Source organism: Psychrobacter sp. BF1, from assembly GCF_019279065.1.
GTDB lineage: Bacteria > Pseudomonadota > Gammaproteobacteria > Pseudomonadales > Moraxellaceae > Psychrobacter > Psychrobacter urativorans.
In genome coordinates this window covers 618954-634229 of sequence record NZ_JAGYWV010000001.1, presented here as the reverse complement: position 1 = coordinate 634229, position 15276 = coordinate 618954, and the positions used below count along the sequence as shown (strand labels likewise).

The following is a 15276-nucleotide window of genomic DNA, read 5'->3' as shown; positions in this document are numbered from 1 at the left end:
GCGGATAATAAAAAACCCCACTATTTCTAGTGAGGTTGTTGTTTGAATAAAATTAATAGCTATAGATTGATTGCTACATCGCCTTGCTGTGGCTCGCTTGGTTTTGGATAATCTTCACCTCGCTCATCGTAAAACTCCATAGCTGTGCGTAATGCGTCTTGCGCCATATCAATAGCTTCAACAAAGTTTCTACCTTGCGTTATCGCCTCTGGTACATCACGGAAAGTTACGACAAAGCCCTCATTGCCCTTAACGAGTTCATAACCACCGTCACCATCAATCACTTCATGCTCTGTTGTTGTATCTTCAAACTGTGCGTAATAAATCATAATCCCGCCTTTTTAAATGCCAATGGCTCACGCTCTCTCATCTCATCAAGCGTCAACGGCTTAAAGTTTTTATCTAGCTGTAACTGTGCGAACTTGTCAGAACTCAAACCGCCTGAGCGTAGTAACTTGCCCCTAGTTTCACCTAGTACATCATCTTGAAACTCTTTCGGCTGCTTGTTTAGCCACTCATAGTACGTTTGATTTTCAACTAAGCCGTCTTTACTGGCTCGCTGATTGATGTTGCCACGACCTGCATATTCGTCTTTGAGCACAATCAAGACTGTACTGCGGCAATTATGATGAAGTGGCGGTCTTGGGCCCTTTCCTATCTCAAATATTTGCTGATCCAATGAGCGACATTGACTACTGGTACGTCCATCGAGCGTCGATAACCACTGCTCACCCTTGATAATATCCTCATTATCTCGAGCAAACTCAGCCTTACCCTGCATTGCTGCATGTTGCACAGTCGTCCGTACAATCGTTTTAGCTTGACGGCTTGTGACTTCCATCAAGCCATCTTTATAGCCGTTCTTGCGCGTACCTCGTATCATCTGCACTATCTGTTGATTGGTTTTGCCCTCATACCTAGCTAAACGAATATGATTGATGTACTTATTCGATTCATTATTAGCAAGCTCATTAAATAAGTCAGTGACCGTTTTGCCCTCGCTACCTTTGACAGCTAATGGCGTGTTCTTGACCAGTTTTTCAAGTACCTTTGCTTTCTCAGCCAACTTGATACCGCTCGCTAATTTAAAGCCCTCAAACGCCTTGTCAATGCTCTTAGCTTCATAAAGATAGCTATCAGTAGCAGCTTCTACCAATGTCACCTTAGACGTATTCGCATAAGCCGTAAGCTCAGCTTGTACGCCTTGCTTAATCTCAGTGACCAAACCATTAAACGACTTGATAGTAAGCTCTGTCAGCTCGTCACCGATTAACTTTTCTTTGATCAGCTTATCAATCGCCTTAATGTGAGGCGTTAGCTTGTTAATCTCAGATTGCTTTAGGCTTTCAAGATAAATTAGCCGTCTGATTGTTTGGTTGAGATATTGCTCGTTCATTTTGACCGCCCAGCTAGTCGCTTATCAAACTATGAGTCTTAGCGAAAACATCCGGTTCGCACGTGTAAAAAACACCACTAGCATCTTTGATGACATAATCACCTTTATTGACCTCTATCTTTTCATCATCTTGGTCAATATAGAAAGACGACGCGCCAAAAGAATTAACAGGCGACCACCTCACATCGCCAAGCGCCATCACTTCATCCCAACTTTGTTTTGTTGCAAGCCACTCAACCGCGTAAACCTCAACCAGTGCGCGAGTTATTGTTTTCTTACGATACTTAGCCATACTCAATCCTCATTATTCGTTGTCAACAGCATTAGCAACCATACTTAGCGGCTCTGAATCAATCATGTCGTCAATCTCCTCGTCTTTGAGTTCAGGGTCAATCAGGTTGTACTTGCGCTGATAGTTGTAAGCGACTGATTTAGGTGCTAAACCACCTTGCACCCATCCACCAATAGCCGTCATCAATCCACTGTCTGCTACTGGCGCCGTAAAGTCCTGATTGGCTCTGAACAGATAATCACCATCTTTAGGGTTGTACTCAATACCTAGGTACTCATAGCAGAATAGGATAGCGTCCTGCATGGCTTCATTAAGGTTTGCTATGCACATACTAGCAGTCGAGTTTTGAACACCTGATTCGTGATTGGATTGCGTGGCTGTCTTCTGCTTGGTATCTTTACCCTCAGCCAATTTCGCCCCAAGAGCTTGCATGATGGCGTACTTCTTATCCATCGCCTCACCTGCAAGACTGTTAGGCTCTGCTTGTGCGAATCCGAACTTGCCGTTTTCCTCAAGCATGATCATTGAGCCGGCACCGATACGAATACCTTGTGCCTCAAGTGATTTCATGCGCTGCTCAGATACACCGCTCATCCATGCCTGTACTTGACCGCAAGTAAACACACTGCCTTCATAGTCTGCACTATTGCGATAATGTGCGAGGTTCATTTTAGCCAGCGACTCAAGTGGAATATTCTGCTCACACCAATCATTGCTATCTGAGCCGCCTATAACAAACGGAATCCGATTCCACTTGTCTTGTTTGCTACGTGTAGGGTAGATTCGTGGTGCATGCAGTACAAAACTAACGTCTTTGATAGTCGTGTCATCATTTTTACGCCACACTTCGACAAAATAGCCTTTTTCATCTAAACCAAGATAGCGCCACTGCTCAATCTTCTTGCTAGAGAATATATCTTCTGGATCAGTGTCGTAAACATACTCTTGCAATACGATGAGCGTGGTAACTGTTTGACCGCCGATTGTAGTGGTACGCCAGTTAATGATTGATTCAGGTTTGTAGTAATTGATTGTGGGTCGCAGTGACTTAGACTCAATATCAGCTACACTAACCTCACCCTCAGCTGCTGGGTAATCAACAAACAAACCAAACTTACCACGCTCTAACTGAGCTTCAAAACACTTCTGTGCTAACTGGTAGATAGATAACCCAGCGCCGTTAGCATCTCGTTTCATATAATCAAGACGCTTATCAACGTTGAGCACCGGATCATCTTTAAAAGCCTGACCGGTATATTTATCTAGCGTGTCTTTTGTTACTTCAACGAATACAGCACGGGCTTTGTAATTCTCATAACGTGCTAACGATTCGGTTGTGCGAATATCCTTGTTAGGCATTGGCAAATACTTCTCACCGCCTTTCTTGATAACATCTTCACCGTTGCATACGTCAGTCATGCGCTGCCATCTAGGGCTAAGCTCGTCATACTGTGGGTGTGTTGTATTAATTGGCATGTTAGAAGCTCATTATGATATTGGAAGAAGTTGGCGATTTAACGACAGGATATTTATGATTAATGAAATAGCCTACCGCATCATTTAGATGGTCAACGCCACTTTTTTTATCAGGCATGCCATGTTTGTCATATATTTGCTGCTCTAAGCCGTCTGTCATATCAGGACATAAGTGCGTGTTAACCAAGAACCGTCTCTCACCATTGCTATTTAATATCATGCCGTTTACAGCGTTAAGGCGTGACTTGATAGCAGGGTTTACACTATCCACATAAACCGTAAGACCTGCTTGACGCAAGATAGTGTGATCAGACTCGTTACTGTCTTTTGATGACGTGTTGTGGCCTGAAGCATCGGGATAAATAACGATGCTGTGGTTGTCAGCGTAAGTATCAACAAGCAGCTTTGCCATGGTTGGCGTATCTCTAACCTCTGTGTGCTCACCGACAGCAATTGGCAATTCATCACGTATCACAAACAGAGCTGCTGCCATTTTAAGTACGTTAAAATCCATACCTACATGTAGGACCTCACCATCTTGCAATACCGCATCAGTGTGATTGAGGCGTCTATCAAACTCAGGATAAACAGCGCCGCTTGCCAAGTTTACAAATTGTCCGTTTAGGTAAGCCTCAATTAATTGCTTTGGATATGACTCTCTAAGCGATTCAATATAGTCATGCGGCAAGTTAAGCTCGTTGTCATACGTTGACGCTTGAATAAGACCGTACAGCTTTGCTTTAGCAGGGCTTGAGTTAGCTTCTTTAACAAACTGCTCATAAGTAAACTTAAAGCCCTCTGGTGTAGTCGTAACTGCAATACCATTCTTTAATCCCTCAACCTTATAGCGCATACGAGCAATGATCTTGCGCCATGCCTGTCTTGCTTTCTCTGTATGCATTACATCAATTTCATCGACCAAGGCGTGACCAATTTTAAAGCCGACGATAGACGATGGGTTGTCCATTGATCGGCAAATTGTTGTGCCTCGATACTGATTACCACTGAAGAAATGAACCTCTTTATTGGATTCTTTTATGTCAACACGTAGGCCCCAATCAAAAGCGCATTCCTCAATTGTTGGGTAAAAGATGTCGCGTATCTGTGGGTAAGTAGGTGCAAAATAACCGGTTGTTATTCGTGGGTTTTCATAATGATGCTTGCAAGTATCGCCACACCCCGCCCAGGTCTTGCCACTGTTATGATGAATAGCACCATCAGCTGAAACATAGTTGTTGTTATCAAGCACTTGCATGTCATAAAACGCTTCTTCCTCATCCATTTGTGTTATACTAATTACATCAATGGCTTTGATAGAGGAACTATACAATGACTGACTTAGAGAAGATGATTTGCAATCTTGCTCGACCTGATTTAACGGTAACACAGCTTGCTGATAAAATTGGCTGTAATCGCACTTCGGTTTATGACTGTATTGAACGTTACGGCATTGTCCTAAAGCAGCGTAAGAAGCCTGTGAAATCTGAAAATACGCTAACTGCAAAAATACTTGAGTGTTCAAAACAAGGCGTTTTTTCATCTGCTCAAATCGCTGAGCAACTGAGCTGTTCAGCAAAGCATGTGCAAAATGTCCTAAAGATACATAACGTTGACCGCTTAGGTCGTGGCGCTCAAACTGGCGAACTAAACCACTTTTACATTGACGGACGTTCAGTTGATAACGATGGTTATGTTTCTGTTCGTGCGCCGCTTGACCATCCAAACGCACGCAAGGACGGTTCAATTCTTGAGCACCGCCTAATAATGGAGCACAAGCTAGGTCGGCATTTACTTCTTGAAGAGGTTGTTGACCATATAGACGGGCTGCGTTTGCATAATCACCCATCGAACTTGCGAGTCTTTGATTCAAACTCTCATCATTTGCGTGCAACGATAACGGGACAAGTGCCAAACTGGTCTGATGCTGGATGGGACAAGATGACTGTACCTTATCACCAACGCAAAGAGCATCCACTCGTTGATAGCTATTCTGAGCGCAAAGCACGCGGTGATGTCCGCTTGCAACAAATTCTCCTTGCGATGTTGAAACTCGGTAAAGACGCGCCTTACCTTTCACATACGCACCGCCACTTAGAGAAAGCTCAAATCGATTATTCCTCTCACTCCAAGATAGAACACGCATTGGCTGCGTTATCTCTCTAGCTTTCATCAATCCGTGCTCGGTGGCTATCAGTGTGTCACCTTGCACACACCCGAACCCACCCACGTATCCTCTAAACTTTTGCGGCATCTTGATAAATCTAGCTTGAGGTATGGTCAGACTCGGGTTTACGCCCATCTTTCACCTCAATATTAATACTTACTGGCTGAACAGTGTCGCCACTACCCATGCCTTTGTCATTGCTATTGCGATTAACATAAATATCGCCCATTTCCTTGGCTGCCTGTTCCGCTAATGCTGCTGCCAATGGTCTATTCTTTGACTTCTCTGCATCACGAGCCATACGATTAAGCATGTTCAATCGATACGCTTTGTTAGCAATAGGGATCGCCTGAAGATCATTATTAAAATCGTCTCGAAACTTATTAAATAAATCTTTCCATTTTTGCGCTAAATTAATACCGGCTGCTGCATTCGGGTTGTATTTCGACACCTGCTGACGCGTTACGACAATCTCAAATTCTTTGTTTACAGCTTCCGCTACTTCCGAGGGGGTCATATAAGTAGCAAGCCCTTGTACAATAAAGGCCTTAACCCCATTGTTGAGAGTTGCCATATCTATCCTTTCGTATCCCTAGGTAAACCTAATTAGCATTGATTTGCGGCTCACAATCTTGTAATTCAGCCATCTTAATAACTGCCTCATCGCCACCATATCTTCTGACCACTCCGAAGAACTCCTCAACATCATGAGCGATTAATTCAAGCTGTGGCCTACCATCCGCTTTAAACGATGGATCACCAAACATATCTGGTTTATGCCTAATGTGATAAATCTCATGCTCAACCAATGCAGCAAATTCAGAGTTGGTACAGTCACGGCAATAACTCGCATCCAATGTAATCAGATATTCGGGCACATCGCCCAACGTATCCTCAAACCACATTTCTTGACGTATCTTTTTCCAACCTCCGGCCATCATCATGACTTTTTCGCATTGGCCTAATATTTGCTTACCTGCTTTCACGTATTCACTTTGGGCCCACATAAACGCTATTTCAGTTACTGAGTATTCCATTAGGTGTCGATGGTCTTCGTTAAACCACTCATGATCAGGGTTAAGTATGGTGGCATGTAGCCATTCATGTATCTCAGGAGCAGCCACTAACGGCCGCATATCTTCGCTAGGTGGCATTGGTCTTGTTGGCATGCTCACCTCCGTAGCGAGTTATTTATATGGTGCGCCTAACTGGAATTGAACCAGTGACAACCCACTTAGGAGGCGGGTGCTCTATCCAACTGAGCTATAGGCGCTTATTTATTGATCATAGCAAGATACTTTTTAGCTTCACTGTTGCCACGATCAGCTCTATCAGTAAGTAGTTTTAGATTGGACGCTCTATACTCTAGAGTCTCACCATTGCGATAATTGTTGTAAAGAGTCTCGCTCGTATGCTCGTATCGCATAGTCATCACCGAATTTCAGACACAAAAAAGCCCGTTATGGGAAATCACATATCGGGCAAAATAAGGTAGCTATCAACTCGCATCGTCATCACATGCAAATTAGATGGTCACTGATAGCTCAACATAGTTAGCAGTCGTCATCTGCAAGTGTATCGCGTTGGCATGTGCTAGACCGTGACTAAGTGGACTAGGTGAGTTTCGGGGCCACTGTTACTTTATCGCATTGTGACCTCCTAATAATAATATATGGTTTGCGCCTTAATTGTTCATCTACCCGCTCATGCTTGGATGGCTGCTCCCCGTTAAGGCTCACCGTAGATATTCAGACACAAAAAAAGGCGATTAGTATTAACTAATCGCCTGAATGGGTTGGCTTTACTTACAACTTACGCCAGTGTAGGAAATATAGCACTACAGTGCGTCATGGGTCAAGTCATCTTTATCCAGCTCAAACTTATACCGAGCAATATCCTCGTTAACCAAGTCTGTTAAGTCACTTAAATCATTGAGCATTTGACGCTGATAGGTTGAAAAGAAGTTGCTGTATGTTCGATCATTCATTTTAATACCACTAAATAACAATCTTCCCTCAACCGTATAGACACTCCACAAATTATACAGTTCGAAATGCAGCGTCATACGTGCTACAAGTGCTGCAAACTCCTTCATGGTGTAACTACTGCCCCTTGGTATTTCTCGCTCGTCATCGGCACACCTATCAATCATTAGTGCTGCTAAATAATCTGTGACTATCAGTGATGGGCGTCGCTTATCCCAGTTATCGTTATCACCCCAAACCAATAACGATGCTAGTGACTTGGCCGCTTTGTCTTTGATCAGCGCCACTGCTGCGCTCTTATCTTCCCAATTAACATCAGGAGGAAGACCGCCGGCACCGATATCAAATTTAACTGTCTTAGCGCCCATACCGGTTTTTAGCCAGTCTATGTGATGAATAATCGTTCTATCGCCTGTGCCGTAACGCTGCTTTAGTATTTGGCTCATGCGCTCTTTCCCCTCAATTCAAAGTAAACATTAGTAAATGGTTTTAACGCTGGTAAACAATCATTCCAGCATCCCTGCTGTGCTCGTTCGTTCTACCTTTCCAGCCAGTTATTCGCTTGAAATCTTCTGCCGACTTCTTCATGCCCTTGCCCATTGGTTTAACAAATACCGCTTCATAACCCTTCTCTTTGCACCAGTCTTCCCATATCGATGCATCGCGCTTAACACTACCAGCACCTTGCAACCTTGCATCAGTGGCCTTGGTCTTGCCGTTGAACCCAATCCACTTGCGCGCATCTTCGATATACAACTTAACTTCGGCTTGAACTGGATAATGATCTAAAATAAAATCCATTGCTTTTGTGATTGTCATACTCTCAACTGCTGCAAGTCGTCCTTTATCCCAAACTGCTAGGCCTGTGTTGGTCCCAGTATCGATTCCAATTTTTGCTATGCTCATTACTTCAAGTCCTTTAAAAAACATATCCAATGTGTGTTAGCTCGTTTGCCACTGATATGACCGACTACTGGTTTTTGATCTGTCAGCGCTAAAATATCTTTGACTAAAATCTGCGTCTCATTCCATTTGAATATCAATGTGCCGTTGGGTTTGAGCACTCTAAAACATTCTGAAAAACCATCTCTAATCATGCTTGGCCAAGTTTCATCTAACTTGCCGTACTTAAGGGCCAGCCATGAATTCTTACCAGCCTCAAGCAAATGAGGTGGGTCAAAGATGACCATATGAAATTGTTCGTCATCGAAATCCAATGCAGTAAAGTCCATTTCAAAATCAGGCGATATTGTTAGCTTCCTACCATCGCAAAGGGTGTGGCTTTCTCGGCGCTTATCAGTGAAAATTGTCCTGTCATCTTGTTTGTCAAACCAAAACATTCGACTACCACAACATAGGTCAAGTATCTTTTTCATTACTTAATATCCCTCAAATTAATATCACCATAGTTATGATCTTTGGCCCTACCATCATCAGACCACTTAGCCCAGTCATCATGAAAAGGGTTACCTTCAACGACCCTTACTCGACCTGAGTAGCCCTGATAAGCGTAAGCTTTAGTATCGAATGACTTCTGTAGACCTGAGACCTCGAGACTCTCTGTGGTTCTCATAACCCTTGGAACTCCTCAAATTTGCCCTTAACTAATCAATACCCCATCGGATTGCATCGGTCACACTCTAAGTAACCCAAACTAACTAATCCCTGTAGCGCTCTCTGATGCGTTCTAACCGACCCCTTTAGCATTTCTGATAACTCTGTACGTCCGACCCACTTTGGATGGCTGGCGGCTATGTGACGTAGCACAGTGAGTCTAGTTTCAAAGTTATCAGCTCTTGTTGTTGCTGATTTCTTATGATTCATGATTTTCATGCTCGCCACTCACCTATTAAATAAACTAAGAGTAAAAATATCGGTAATGCTAAAACGTATGTCCCTGTTACTCTCTCAAACCATGTAAACTTAATTGATACCGCCGTAACTCTTGTTGCCCTATGCGCTAAATCTGTATATCTGTAGACCAAGAAGTATGAGCAAACTAAGTAAGCAATCATTAAGCCTGTAACTAAGTTGTTCACACTGACCTCTTTACCATTTCTGCATGAGATTCCCAAAGCGTTGGCTCCTTGATCTTTATCTCAGTAACTTTCTCGCAATGCTGGCACTTGGTACGCTTCTTATTCTCAAGTCTGCGAGCGACAATCTGATTCCTAGAAAAATCTAGCTTAGTGTCATCCGCATACTTATCCAATCGTTTAGCCCAATCGTCTAGTGCATCCGAGTAATTCATAATTGTGTCAAACGGATCAAGCACCGCCTTACAATCTCTACACGTTATCGACTTGTTAGCTCTATCGATATTTACGTTGTTGTGCTCGCATGATGTGCTGACCACGTATTCTTTCTTCTGAAATTTAATAATGCTCATACCGTCTCCTGTAATTCAATAAGCACTCGCTGATAAGTTTTGTTCGGTTTTTCACCTGCCAACTTGTTATCTTGCAAATACTTTTCGGTCTGCGGAATACTCATACCAGGCAACGGGTCTTTCCAGTGCCAATTAGGATCAGATACCGGACTTGTAGCAGCTGGCTCTTTAAAATCAGACTGACTAGGATGGTAAACGTTTGACTGCTGTCCCGGCGGTTGGTAATCGGGGTTTCTATCATTCCATCCATTAAACGCTGGCTTGTAGGATTCTGTTGCTACGGGTAACTGAGTTGGCTGTGATGCAACCTCATCAAGCCATGCTTTAGCATCTAGCCAAGTGCTGGGGTGTTTTCTAAAACGTGGTTCTGATAAAAGAATTTCTGAGGTCTGTGTTTTGACAGCATTCATAATCGTTTCAAAAAGCTCAGATGGGTTTGATGGTTTTTTATGATCACCTTTACCTAAGAAGACGTTATTCCAAGTTTTCTGTGCCTGCCCCTTGCCTTTCTTGTTCGGATAAGACTCGTAGAACCCCTCAAAACTTTCATCAATCCAGTCACCCGAATTACCACGGTCACTGGTATTCTTATTACTGGTATTCTTATTAGTATTGGTATCCTTATCTGTCGGATTTATATCCGTGTTTTTACCTGTATTCTCGGATTTATTTCCGAACTTACTCGGATTTATTTCCGTGTTTTTATCCGTTTCACCGTTACTCGGATTTATATCCGAGTTGATTTTTGCGTTCCATGCCTTACCTTTTTCGGTCAACATAACAAGGTCTTTTACTCCTTCTTTAACGTACACAATTAAGCACTTTTCTTCTAAAACTTTTAAATTACGATAAACGGTGTCGGCTTTTTTATAGACTACCGGAAGTTCATCCAGCACCTTGTTACGTGAAACCCAGTAGTAAACATCTTCGCCTATGATATGCGTTTTAGCCCATGAGCTAGATTCGTTAAGTAAGTCAAACAAAGCGCCTTGAGCGACGTTTAAACCCCACTCGTGGCATTTAACATAGTTAATACGACCGTGGTATCTCATTACATAACCCTCAGCTGCTTAGCTGGCTTGTTTTGCATCATCTTTGCGATATGCGCTACACCTGCCGCTGTAAATTTAACCTGCACTGCTGCAATGCTTTGCTCGTCTGGCCCTGCATAGCTTGTGATCTTTTGAGTCATAAAGCCTTGTTTAACGCGGTGCGCGTAAGCCCTTAACCTACCCTTATCATCGCGATACATGAATCTTGATGTCACCGGCTTTCTCTCATCAGTGCAACGGGCTATAAACTTGCGCTCTGGTATGCCAACTGCGTTCGCTGTCTCACGTATGCCAAGCGAGCCTTTAATATGACTGAGCGCATCTAGTGCATCTGCTTTTGGCTGTAGCTCGGTAATCTGAGCTTGCGCAACTTCCTTGGCTTTATACTGTTCAGCCCAAGCTAAGGCGGATTCATACGGATCAGTGAAGTTTGGCAATGCTGGCGTGACTGGACTGCTGGCTGATACTTGGTTTTCTAGCTCTTGCCAACGGTCAACTACGTCTGCTGTAAACTCCGGCGATAAGCGAGCAACAATGACAAAGCTGTCTCTTTTGTTAGACAAAAATTCCGTATAACGCTGCCCGTTTTGCTCATGGATGTACGTTCGGGGTATCGTATTTAAAACGACACCCCTTTCTATCAATGAACGTATTATTTTGAGCACGTTGTCATGGGCTTTATTGCACAAAGACGCTAGTTCACGACTAGACATAGTTTTGATATTGTTTTGCATTAAGTTGTTCATTTCTGTTACACTCCGTTTTCTTGTAATGTTCGTCTTGTATTGATTGCCCTTTCCAGTTGCATCTGGTTAGGGTTTTTTATTGCGCCCTGATAAGCTCATAACCTACTGCCTTACGACCTTGCTTATGAGTCTTGATTCTCCAGCCATATAGCCTTAGCTTCCCTACTGCGTTCTTAACCGCCATCTTGTTTGTGAATTCAGACAAGTAAACGATGCGATTTTCTTTAAGCCCCTCCTCTAGCACTGATTTTGAGTTAACGTCTGTGGTATCTTTGGCGCTTACTCTTTTAGCTGGCTCCTTGTGCGCTGGCCTTGGTGTGTTCTTAAAGCCTTCACCAAAATTATCTAATCTTGTAATTTTCATAAGACTTCATCCTCTAGCACCCAACCTACAAACGATTTGGTAAGCCCTCTGTTGTCAGTCGGATCAAGCTGCGTTATGCTTTTTCGTTTTTCGTACTCCGCAATTTCCGCATCAGTGGTTTTATTCTTTTTCGGACGGTTATTAACACGTTTAAAATCTCGTTCAGCGATCATTGGCTGCTCCAAAACATAAAATAAATGGCCACCATAGCGGCGATTATATAAAGAATGGTTGTTGCAAAATTGCGGTTAAAAATTGTGATTCTCTGACTCTCAATAGCTTTTACCTCCAGTGGTCTGTTAACTAAGTCATCATCTGCGAGTAGCGCCTGTAAGCGCTGGTTTTGCTTAGCTTCTACGTGCTTAAACTCACGATCCCATGCCAATTCGTCACTGTTAGTCTTCATAGAAATCTCCGTAGTATTCGTAGGCTTCGTCATAATGAGCCTTGATAGAATCCAAAAGCGTAACAGCTACCATGTTGACTACTACGCTTGGTTTGATAACAGGCATAATTGATTGGTGACAGCATTTGCCATCGGTTTTGTGCGGACAGTTGTTGCAGTTCATTAGCTCATCCCTTGTAAGCGTGGATTATCCTTAGCGTGTTTGATCTTGGCGTGGCTGCTAAGGGATTGAAGTGACGACATGGCGGTTTGTATCTTTTGCTCTAGATTTTTCAGCTCATTGCAACTGATACGACCATCCTCTAGCGCCTTGTGCATTTCAGCCATTACATCGCCCTGACATGCTGATGCTGACAAGGCAGTCATTATTAAATCGTCTTTACTGGGCTCGCTATTTACTTCGCAATACACACCACCAAGACGGTGAGCCATTGCTTGAATGATGCTGTGATCGCCCGTAAATTCCATGATAGTTAATGCTTCATCAAGGCGAAGATGATGGGTGTCGGTTTGTGGGTTCACTTTACTGTTCAATACATTGCTAGACATGCCCATGCGTGCCGCAATAGCCGATGACCCTCCATGTTTAGGGTTATGTACTGTCCTGTGAGCTGCGTCTATTACATTCATTGTGTTGCACCTGTATTTAAAAACGTTTTGTTTAAACCCGCATTTATATAATATTCATTGCAGGTATTAGGCTTCTTCTACTGATAACGGTTTGGGATCGTCTGATAGGAATATATCTCGATGATCAAGCATTACTTTTGAAGGTATGCCACGATTAAGCCAGTTGAAAACGCATTGATAGCTGACGCCAAGATAATCCGAAACAACGCCAACTCCACCGAGCTTCATAATTAGCTCTTTGTCAGTCATGGTACTTTCCTTATAATCGTTTTGTTTAGTAGATATTAAACAAAATGTTTAATTGGGTCAAGTATTTGTTTAACAAAAAGAGCTTGATGTTTGTTTTAATAAACGAAACTTAAACAAGGTGTTTATAATATGAGTAACACGCACCCAACTATGGAAAGAGTTTTTGAACAGACAGGGCTAGAGCCATCTGCCCTTGCATTGAGAATAAACGCCTCTCCACAGAACATAACCAATTGGTCTAAGCGGGGATTGTCAAAGAAAGGTGCAATGGATGTGTCGCAAGAGTTTGGGTTGAATTTAGGATGGATATTGACTGGAGAGGGCGAGGCTAAGAAGCCAACACATAGTGAGTTGATGCAGCAGATTGCAGATATTGAAAGCGGTACAAAGGATAATAACCACCCTACGCCAAAAGGAACTACGAGCGTACGAATGACATCCACTTCTAACACAGTACCAATTCTGAGCTGGGTAGCAGCTGGTAGCTGGTCAAACACAACAGCAGTTACTATGGACGATGTGATAGGTGAGGCTCCAAAGCCGCCCAATCTATCAAAGCATGGTTTTGCCTTACGTGTGCAAGGTCGGAGTATGATGCCTGACTTTAAGCCTGATGATATTATTTACGTTGAACCTCAAACAGGTTTGTTCGCACTTAAAGATAGTGATCTAGTGGTTGTGCAATGTAACGATGATACGGAAGCTACGTTTAAACAGTTGGTTATTGGTGAAACGTTTAGTGATATGTACCTAAAGCCGCTTAACCCTGATTGGCATGAACAAAAAATGCTGCCAATGGGTGATTGCAACTTGGTAGGCAAAGTTATTGGTAAGTATGTGGAATACTAACGATTGGGATTAGATGCGTAAATGCTAGGACGCTAAGCCATTAGACACGCTGCCACTAGACTGGTGAGTCTATCGTGAGGCGTTGGATTGATATTAACACAAGGATATGAATATGCTTTTAGATAGAGAAATGCAGTTGGCTATTTTAACCGAGCTGAGTGAGGTCTATCCTGCGTCCATAGAACTAGATGAAAGATATGAATTTGGAACTGATGTTTATCGAAAGTTTGTTGCTAACCTAGCTTACCTTCAGGCACATAAGTTAATTTCCGAGAAAAGCATATTAATGCCTAATACGGTTGGAGATTACAATGCCATGCCTAATATATCCTCAATCACCCACCTTGGCATGGACTTCCTTGCAGATGATGGCGGCTTATCCGCCATACTTGGAGTAGTAACTATAAAGTTTGAAACGGAGCAATTTAGAATTATCTTAGAGTCGATGATTCTGTCGTCTAATCTGCCAGCTGAACGTAAGCAGACAATGATTGATGTGCTTCGAGAGCTGCCTGCCGAGAGTATAAAACACCTGACAACGAGAATTGTGGATGTGGGTTGGGATAATCTAGATTCTCTAATGACGATAATTCAAAACAGCCTTTTTTAGCTATCTGTTTGAATTTTAAGTAACCGATTGGCTTCGTGTAGTCACCAACTGGCACATAGAGCTCGTTATAGTCGCAGTCCAGATTTTCAATATAAATCTGAGTTGAACATTCGCTCAATCTGTTTTCTATGAGAAGTAAGGTTTCGATTTTCATGAATGTACCTCATTGGTTTTATGCGTAAAGCCAGCACGCTTGAGATTGGCTGACAAGGAGATTAAAAAATGGCAGATAGTATGAATATACAAGGCCCTATCGAAATAAAAGACAACAGCGCTGAGCGTGTTGCCTATGATCTAATGTTAGTTATAGCTCATAATGAAAATGGACGTTCAGGAACTGCATGTGTCGCTAAAGAGGCTAGTAATAGACTTTATTATCTAACTCTATATGCAGAGTGCTTGACAGCAGTTAAGCATCGCACTGTTCCTGAGTCCGACTCTTCCCTAGTATAAAATCGGTTAGTTTTTCAGCACAATCTGTAATTTCGCTAATCTGCTAAAAGTCGAATTGTGAACTAGATATTAAAAGCCGAATTACTTCGCGCTTTACTTCGATATCGATTGGCATAAGATTGGTATTCCTAAAATTATGTTATGTTATATAGTAACATTAAAAACCGTCTTATTGGCGGTTTTTAATGTTGGAAATAATTTGTCAATTGAAAGTT

At 42.6% G+C, this 15276-nt stretch carries 23 protein-coding genes and 1 tRNA gene; 4 read left to right on the top strand and 20 right to left on the bottom strand.

Annotated features, from left to right (window positions below; translation table 11 throughout):
• Window positions 1–59 precede the first annotated feature (59 nt).
• From KZA12_RS02615 to KZA12_RS02595, 5 genes are read right to left on the bottom strand one after another with little or no spacing between them, the layout of a single operon-like run.
• Window positions 60–329, bottom strand: a complete 270-nt coding sequence (locus KZA12_RS02615; protein ID WP_218689102.1) for a type II toxin-antitoxin system HicB family antitoxin — start codon at window positions 327–329, stop codon at window positions 60–62.
• Window positions 326–1396, bottom strand: a complete 1071-nt coding sequence (locus KZA12_RS02610; protein ID WP_218689101.1) for a phage minor head protein — start codon at window positions 1394–1396, stop codon at window positions 326–328. Before KZA12_RS02610 ends, KZA12_RS02615 begins: the two co-directional genes overlap by 4 nt.
• A 13-nt stretch (window positions 1397–1409) precedes the next feature.
• Complete coding sequence (locus KZA12_RS02605; RefSeq protein WP_218689100.1) at window positions 1410–1688, bottom strand: hypothetical protein; 279 nt, start codon at window positions 1686–1688, stop codon at window positions 1410–1412.
• 12 nt (window positions 1689–1700) lie between these two features.
• Window positions 1701–3164: a DUF4055 domain-containing protein gene (locus KZA12_RS02600; protein WP_218689099.1), complete on the bottom strand. Its 1464-nt coding sequence runs from the start codon at window positions 3162–3164 to the stop codon at window positions 1701–1703.
• Between the two features lies 1 nt (window position 3165).
• Window positions 3166–4419 (bottom strand): terminase large subunit domain-containing protein, encoded by a 1254-nt coding sequence (locus tag KZA12_RS02595; protein ID WP_256932800.1) that lies wholly within the window; start codon window positions 4417–4419, stop codon window positions 3166–3168.
• Between the two features lie 74 nt (window positions 4420–4493).
• Here KZA12_RS02595 and KZA12_RS02590 point away from each other — a divergent pair, with 74 nt between their 5' ends.
• Window positions 4494–5327 (top strand): HNH endonuclease, encoded by an 834-nt coding sequence (locus KZA12_RS02590; protein WP_218689181.1) that lies wholly within the window; start codon window positions 4494–4496, stop codon window positions 5325–5327.
• A gap of 98 nt (window positions 5328–5425) precedes the next feature.
• Here KZA12_RS02590 and KZA12_RS02585 read toward each other — a convergent pair whose 3' ends face one another.
• The 15 genes from KZA12_RS02585 to KZA12_RS02515 form a co-directional block, all read right to left on the bottom strand.
• A complete protein-coding gene (locus KZA12_RS02585; RefSeq protein WP_218689098.1) occupies window positions 5426–5902 on the bottom strand; it encodes a DUF2280 domain-containing protein in 477 nt (158 codons plus the stop codon).
• 28 nt (window positions 5903–5930) lie between these two features.
• The gene (locus KZA12_RS02580) at window positions 5931–6497 is read right to left on the bottom strand and encodes a putative metallopeptidase (protein WP_218689097.1); all 567 of its coding nucleotides are present in this window, start codon (window positions 6495–6497) and stop codon (window positions 5931–5933) included.
• Between the two features lie 27 nt (window positions 6498–6524).
• Window positions 6525–6601: transfer RNA gene (locus tag KZA12_RS02575), tRNA-Arg, on the bottom strand.
• Window positions 6602–7165: 564 nt separating this feature from the next.
• Window positions 7166–7759, bottom strand: a complete 594-nt coding sequence (locus KZA12_RS02570; protein WP_218689096.1) for a hypothetical protein — start codon at window positions 7757–7759, stop codon at window positions 7166–7168.
• A 43-nt stretch (window positions 7760–7802) separates the two neighbouring features.
• Entirely contained in the window at window positions 7803–8219 is a 417-nt protein-coding gene (locus tag KZA12_RS02565; RefSeq protein ID WP_218689095.1) for a hypothetical protein, read from the bottom strand.
• On the bottom strand, window positions 8219–8689 hold the full coding sequence (locus KZA12_RS02560; RefSeq protein WP_218689094.1) for a class I SAM-dependent methyltransferase: 471 nt from the start codon (window positions 8687–8689) through the stop codon (window positions 8219–8221). Before KZA12_RS02560 ends, KZA12_RS02565 begins: the two co-directional genes overlap by 1 nt.
• The gene (locus tag KZA12_RS02555) at window positions 8689–8886 is read right to left on the bottom strand and encodes a hypothetical protein (protein ID WP_218689093.1); all 198 of its coding nucleotides are present in this window, start codon (window positions 8884–8886) and stop codon (window positions 8689–8691) included. Before KZA12_RS02555 ends, KZA12_RS02560 begins: the two co-directional genes overlap by 1 nt.
• A gap of 812 nt (window positions 8887–9698) precedes the next feature.
• Window positions 9699–10754, bottom strand: a complete 1056-nt coding sequence (locus KZA12_RS02550) for a hypothetical protein (protein ID WP_218689092.1) — start codon at window positions 10752–10754, stop codon at window positions 9699–9701.
• Window positions 10754–11500, bottom strand: coding sequence for a Rha family transcriptional regulator (locus KZA12_RS02545; protein WP_218689091.1), 747 nt, complete (start codon window positions 11498–11500; stop codon window positions 10754–10756). The genes KZA12_RS02550 and KZA12_RS02545 overlap by 1 nt, the downstream gene beginning before the upstream one ends.
• Window positions 11501–11576: 76 nt before the next feature.
• Window positions 11577–11864: a hypothetical protein gene (locus KZA12_RS02540; protein WP_218689090.1), complete on the bottom strand. Its 288-nt coding sequence runs from the start codon at window positions 11862–11864 to the stop codon at window positions 11577–11579.
• Complete coding sequence (locus KZA12_RS02535; RefSeq protein WP_218689089.1) at window positions 11861–12037, bottom strand: hypothetical protein; 177 nt, start codon at window positions 12035–12037, stop codon at window positions 11861–11863. Before KZA12_RS02535 ends, KZA12_RS02540 begins: the two co-directional genes overlap by 4 nt.
• Complete coding sequence (locus KZA12_RS02530; protein ID WP_218689088.1) at window positions 12034–12270, bottom strand: hypothetical protein; 237 nt, start codon at window positions 12268–12270, stop codon at window positions 12034–12036. The genes KZA12_RS02535 and KZA12_RS02530 overlap by 4 nt, the downstream gene beginning before the upstream one ends.
• On the bottom strand, window positions 12260–12433 hold the full coding sequence (locus tag KZA12_RS02525; protein WP_218689087.1) for a hypothetical protein: 174 nt from the start codon (window positions 12431–12433) through the stop codon (window positions 12260–12262). The genes KZA12_RS02530 and KZA12_RS02525 overlap by 11 nt, the downstream gene beginning before the upstream one ends.
• Window positions 12433–12900 (bottom strand): phage regulatory CII family protein, encoded by a 468-nt coding sequence (locus KZA12_RS02520; RefSeq protein ID WP_218689086.1) that lies wholly within the window; start codon window positions 12898–12900, stop codon window positions 12433–12435. The genes KZA12_RS02525 and KZA12_RS02520 overlap by 1 nt, the downstream gene beginning before the upstream one ends.
• Before the next feature lie 66 nt (window positions 12901–12966).
• Window positions 12967–13149 carry a hypothetical protein gene (locus KZA12_RS02515; protein WP_218689085.1) on the bottom strand — a complete coding sequence of 61 codons (183 nt, stop codon included), beginning with the start codon at window positions 13147–13149 and terminating at the stop codon, window positions 12967–12969.
• Window positions 13150–13278: 129 nt separating this feature from the next.
• Between KZA12_RS02515 and KZA12_RS02510 the strand changes: the two genes are divergently transcribed.
• The 3 genes from KZA12_RS02510 to KZA12_RS02500 all read left to right on the top strand — a co-directional run bounded on the left by KZA12_RS02510 (window position 13279) and on the right by KZA12_RS02500 (window position 15061).
• Entirely contained in the window at window positions 13279–13998 is a 720-nt protein-coding gene (locus KZA12_RS02510; RefSeq protein WP_218689084.1) for a S24 family peptidase, read from the top strand.
• A 112-nt stretch (window positions 13999–14110) separates the two neighbouring features.
• Complete coding sequence (locus tag KZA12_RS02505; protein ID WP_218689083.1) at window positions 14111–14608, top strand: hypothetical protein; 498 nt, start codon at window positions 14111–14113, stop codon at window positions 14606–14608.
• A 222-nt stretch (window positions 14609–14830) separates the two neighbouring features.
• Window positions 14831–15061, top strand: coding sequence for a hypothetical protein (locus tag KZA12_RS02500; RefSeq protein WP_218689082.1), 231 nt, complete (start codon window positions 14831–14833; stop codon window positions 15059–15061).
• The last annotated feature ends 215 nt before the right edge of the window (window positions 15062–15276 follow it).

Coding starts and splice junctions, on each gene's coding strand:
- KZA12_RS02525 (WP_218689087.1), bottom strand. CDS start 12,433: ATGAACTGCAACAACTGTCCGCACAAAACCGATGGCAAATGCTGTCAC.
- KZA12_RS02595 (WP_256932800.1), bottom strand. CDS start 4,419: ATGCAAGTGCTTGATAACAACAACTATGTTTCAGCTGATGGTGCTATT.
- KZA12_RS02605 (WP_218689100.1), bottom strand. CDS start 1,688: ATGGCTAAGTATCGTAAGAAAACAATAACTCGCGCACTGGTTGAGGTT.
- KZA12_RS02545 (WP_218689091.1), bottom strand. CDS start 11,500: ATGAACAACTTAATGCAAAACAATATCAAAACTATGTCTAGTCGTGAA.
- KZA12_RS02515 (WP_218689085.1), bottom strand. CDS start 13,149: ATGACTGACAAAGAGCTAATTATGAAGCTCGGTGGAGTTGGCGTTGTT.
- KZA12_RS02520 (WP_218689086.1), bottom strand. CDS start 12,900: ATGAATGTAATAGACGCAGCTCACAGGACAGTACATAACCCTAAACAT.
- KZA12_RS02555 (WP_218689093.1), bottom strand. CDS start 8,886: ATGAGAACCACAGAGAGTCTCGAGGTCTCAGGTCTACAGAAGTCATTC.
- KZA12_RS02500 (WP_218689082.1), top strand. CDS start 14,831: ATGGCAGATAGTATGAATATACAAGGCCCTATCGAAATAAAAGACAAC.
- KZA12_RS02540 (WP_218689090.1), bottom strand. CDS start 11,864: ATGAAAATTACAAGATTAGATAATTTTGGTGAAGGCTTTAAGAACACA.
- KZA12_RS02565 (WP_218689095.1), bottom strand. CDS start 8,219: ATGAGCATAGCAAAAATTGGAATCGATACTGGGACCAACACAGGCCTA.
- KZA12_RS02550 (WP_218689092.1), bottom strand. CDS start 10,754: ATGAGATACCACGGTCGTATTAACTATGTTAAATGCCACGAGTGGGGT.
- KZA12_RS02600 (WP_218689099.1), bottom strand. CDS start 3,164: ATGCCAATTAATACAACACACCCACAGTATGACGAGCTTAGCCCTAGA.
- KZA12_RS02510 (WP_218689084.1), top strand. CDS start 13,279: ATGAGTAACACGCACCCAACTATGGAAAGAGTTTTTGAACAGACAGGG.
- KZA12_RS02535 (WP_218689089.1), bottom strand. CDS start 12,037: ATGATCGCTGAACGAGATTTTAAACGTGTTAATAACCGTCCGAAAAAG.
- KZA12_RS02580 (WP_218689097.1), bottom strand. CDS start 6,497: ATGCCAACAAGACCAATGCCACCTAGCGAAGATATGCGGCCGTTAGTG.
- KZA12_RS02505 (WP_218689083.1), top strand. CDS start 14,111: ATGCTTTTAGATAGAGAAATGCAGTTGGCTATTTTAACCGAGCTGAGT.
- KZA12_RS02610 (WP_218689101.1), bottom strand. CDS start 1,396: ATGAACGAGCAATATCTCAACCAAACAATCAGACGGCTAATTTATCTT.
- KZA12_RS02585 (WP_218689098.1), bottom strand. CDS start 5,902: ATGGCAACTCTCAACAATGGGGTTAAGGCCTTTATTGTACAAGGGCTT.
- KZA12_RS02560 (WP_218689094.1), bottom strand. CDS start 8,689: ATGAAAAAGATACTTGACCTATGTTGTGGTAGTCGAATGTTTTGGTTT.
- KZA12_RS02615 (WP_218689102.1), bottom strand. CDS start 329: ATGATTTATTACGCACAGTTTGAAGATACAACAACAGAGCATGAAGTG.
- KZA12_RS02570 (WP_218689096.1), bottom strand. CDS start 7,759: ATGAGCCAAATACTAAAGCAGCGTTACGGCACAGGCGATAGAACGATT.
- KZA12_RS02590 (WP_218689181.1), top strand. CDS start 4,494: ATGACTGACTTAGAGAAGATGATTTGCAATCTTGCTCGACCTGATTTA.
- KZA12_RS02530 (WP_218689088.1), bottom strand. CDS start 12,270: ATGAAGACTAACAGTGACGAATTGGCATGGGATCGTGAGTTTAAGCAC.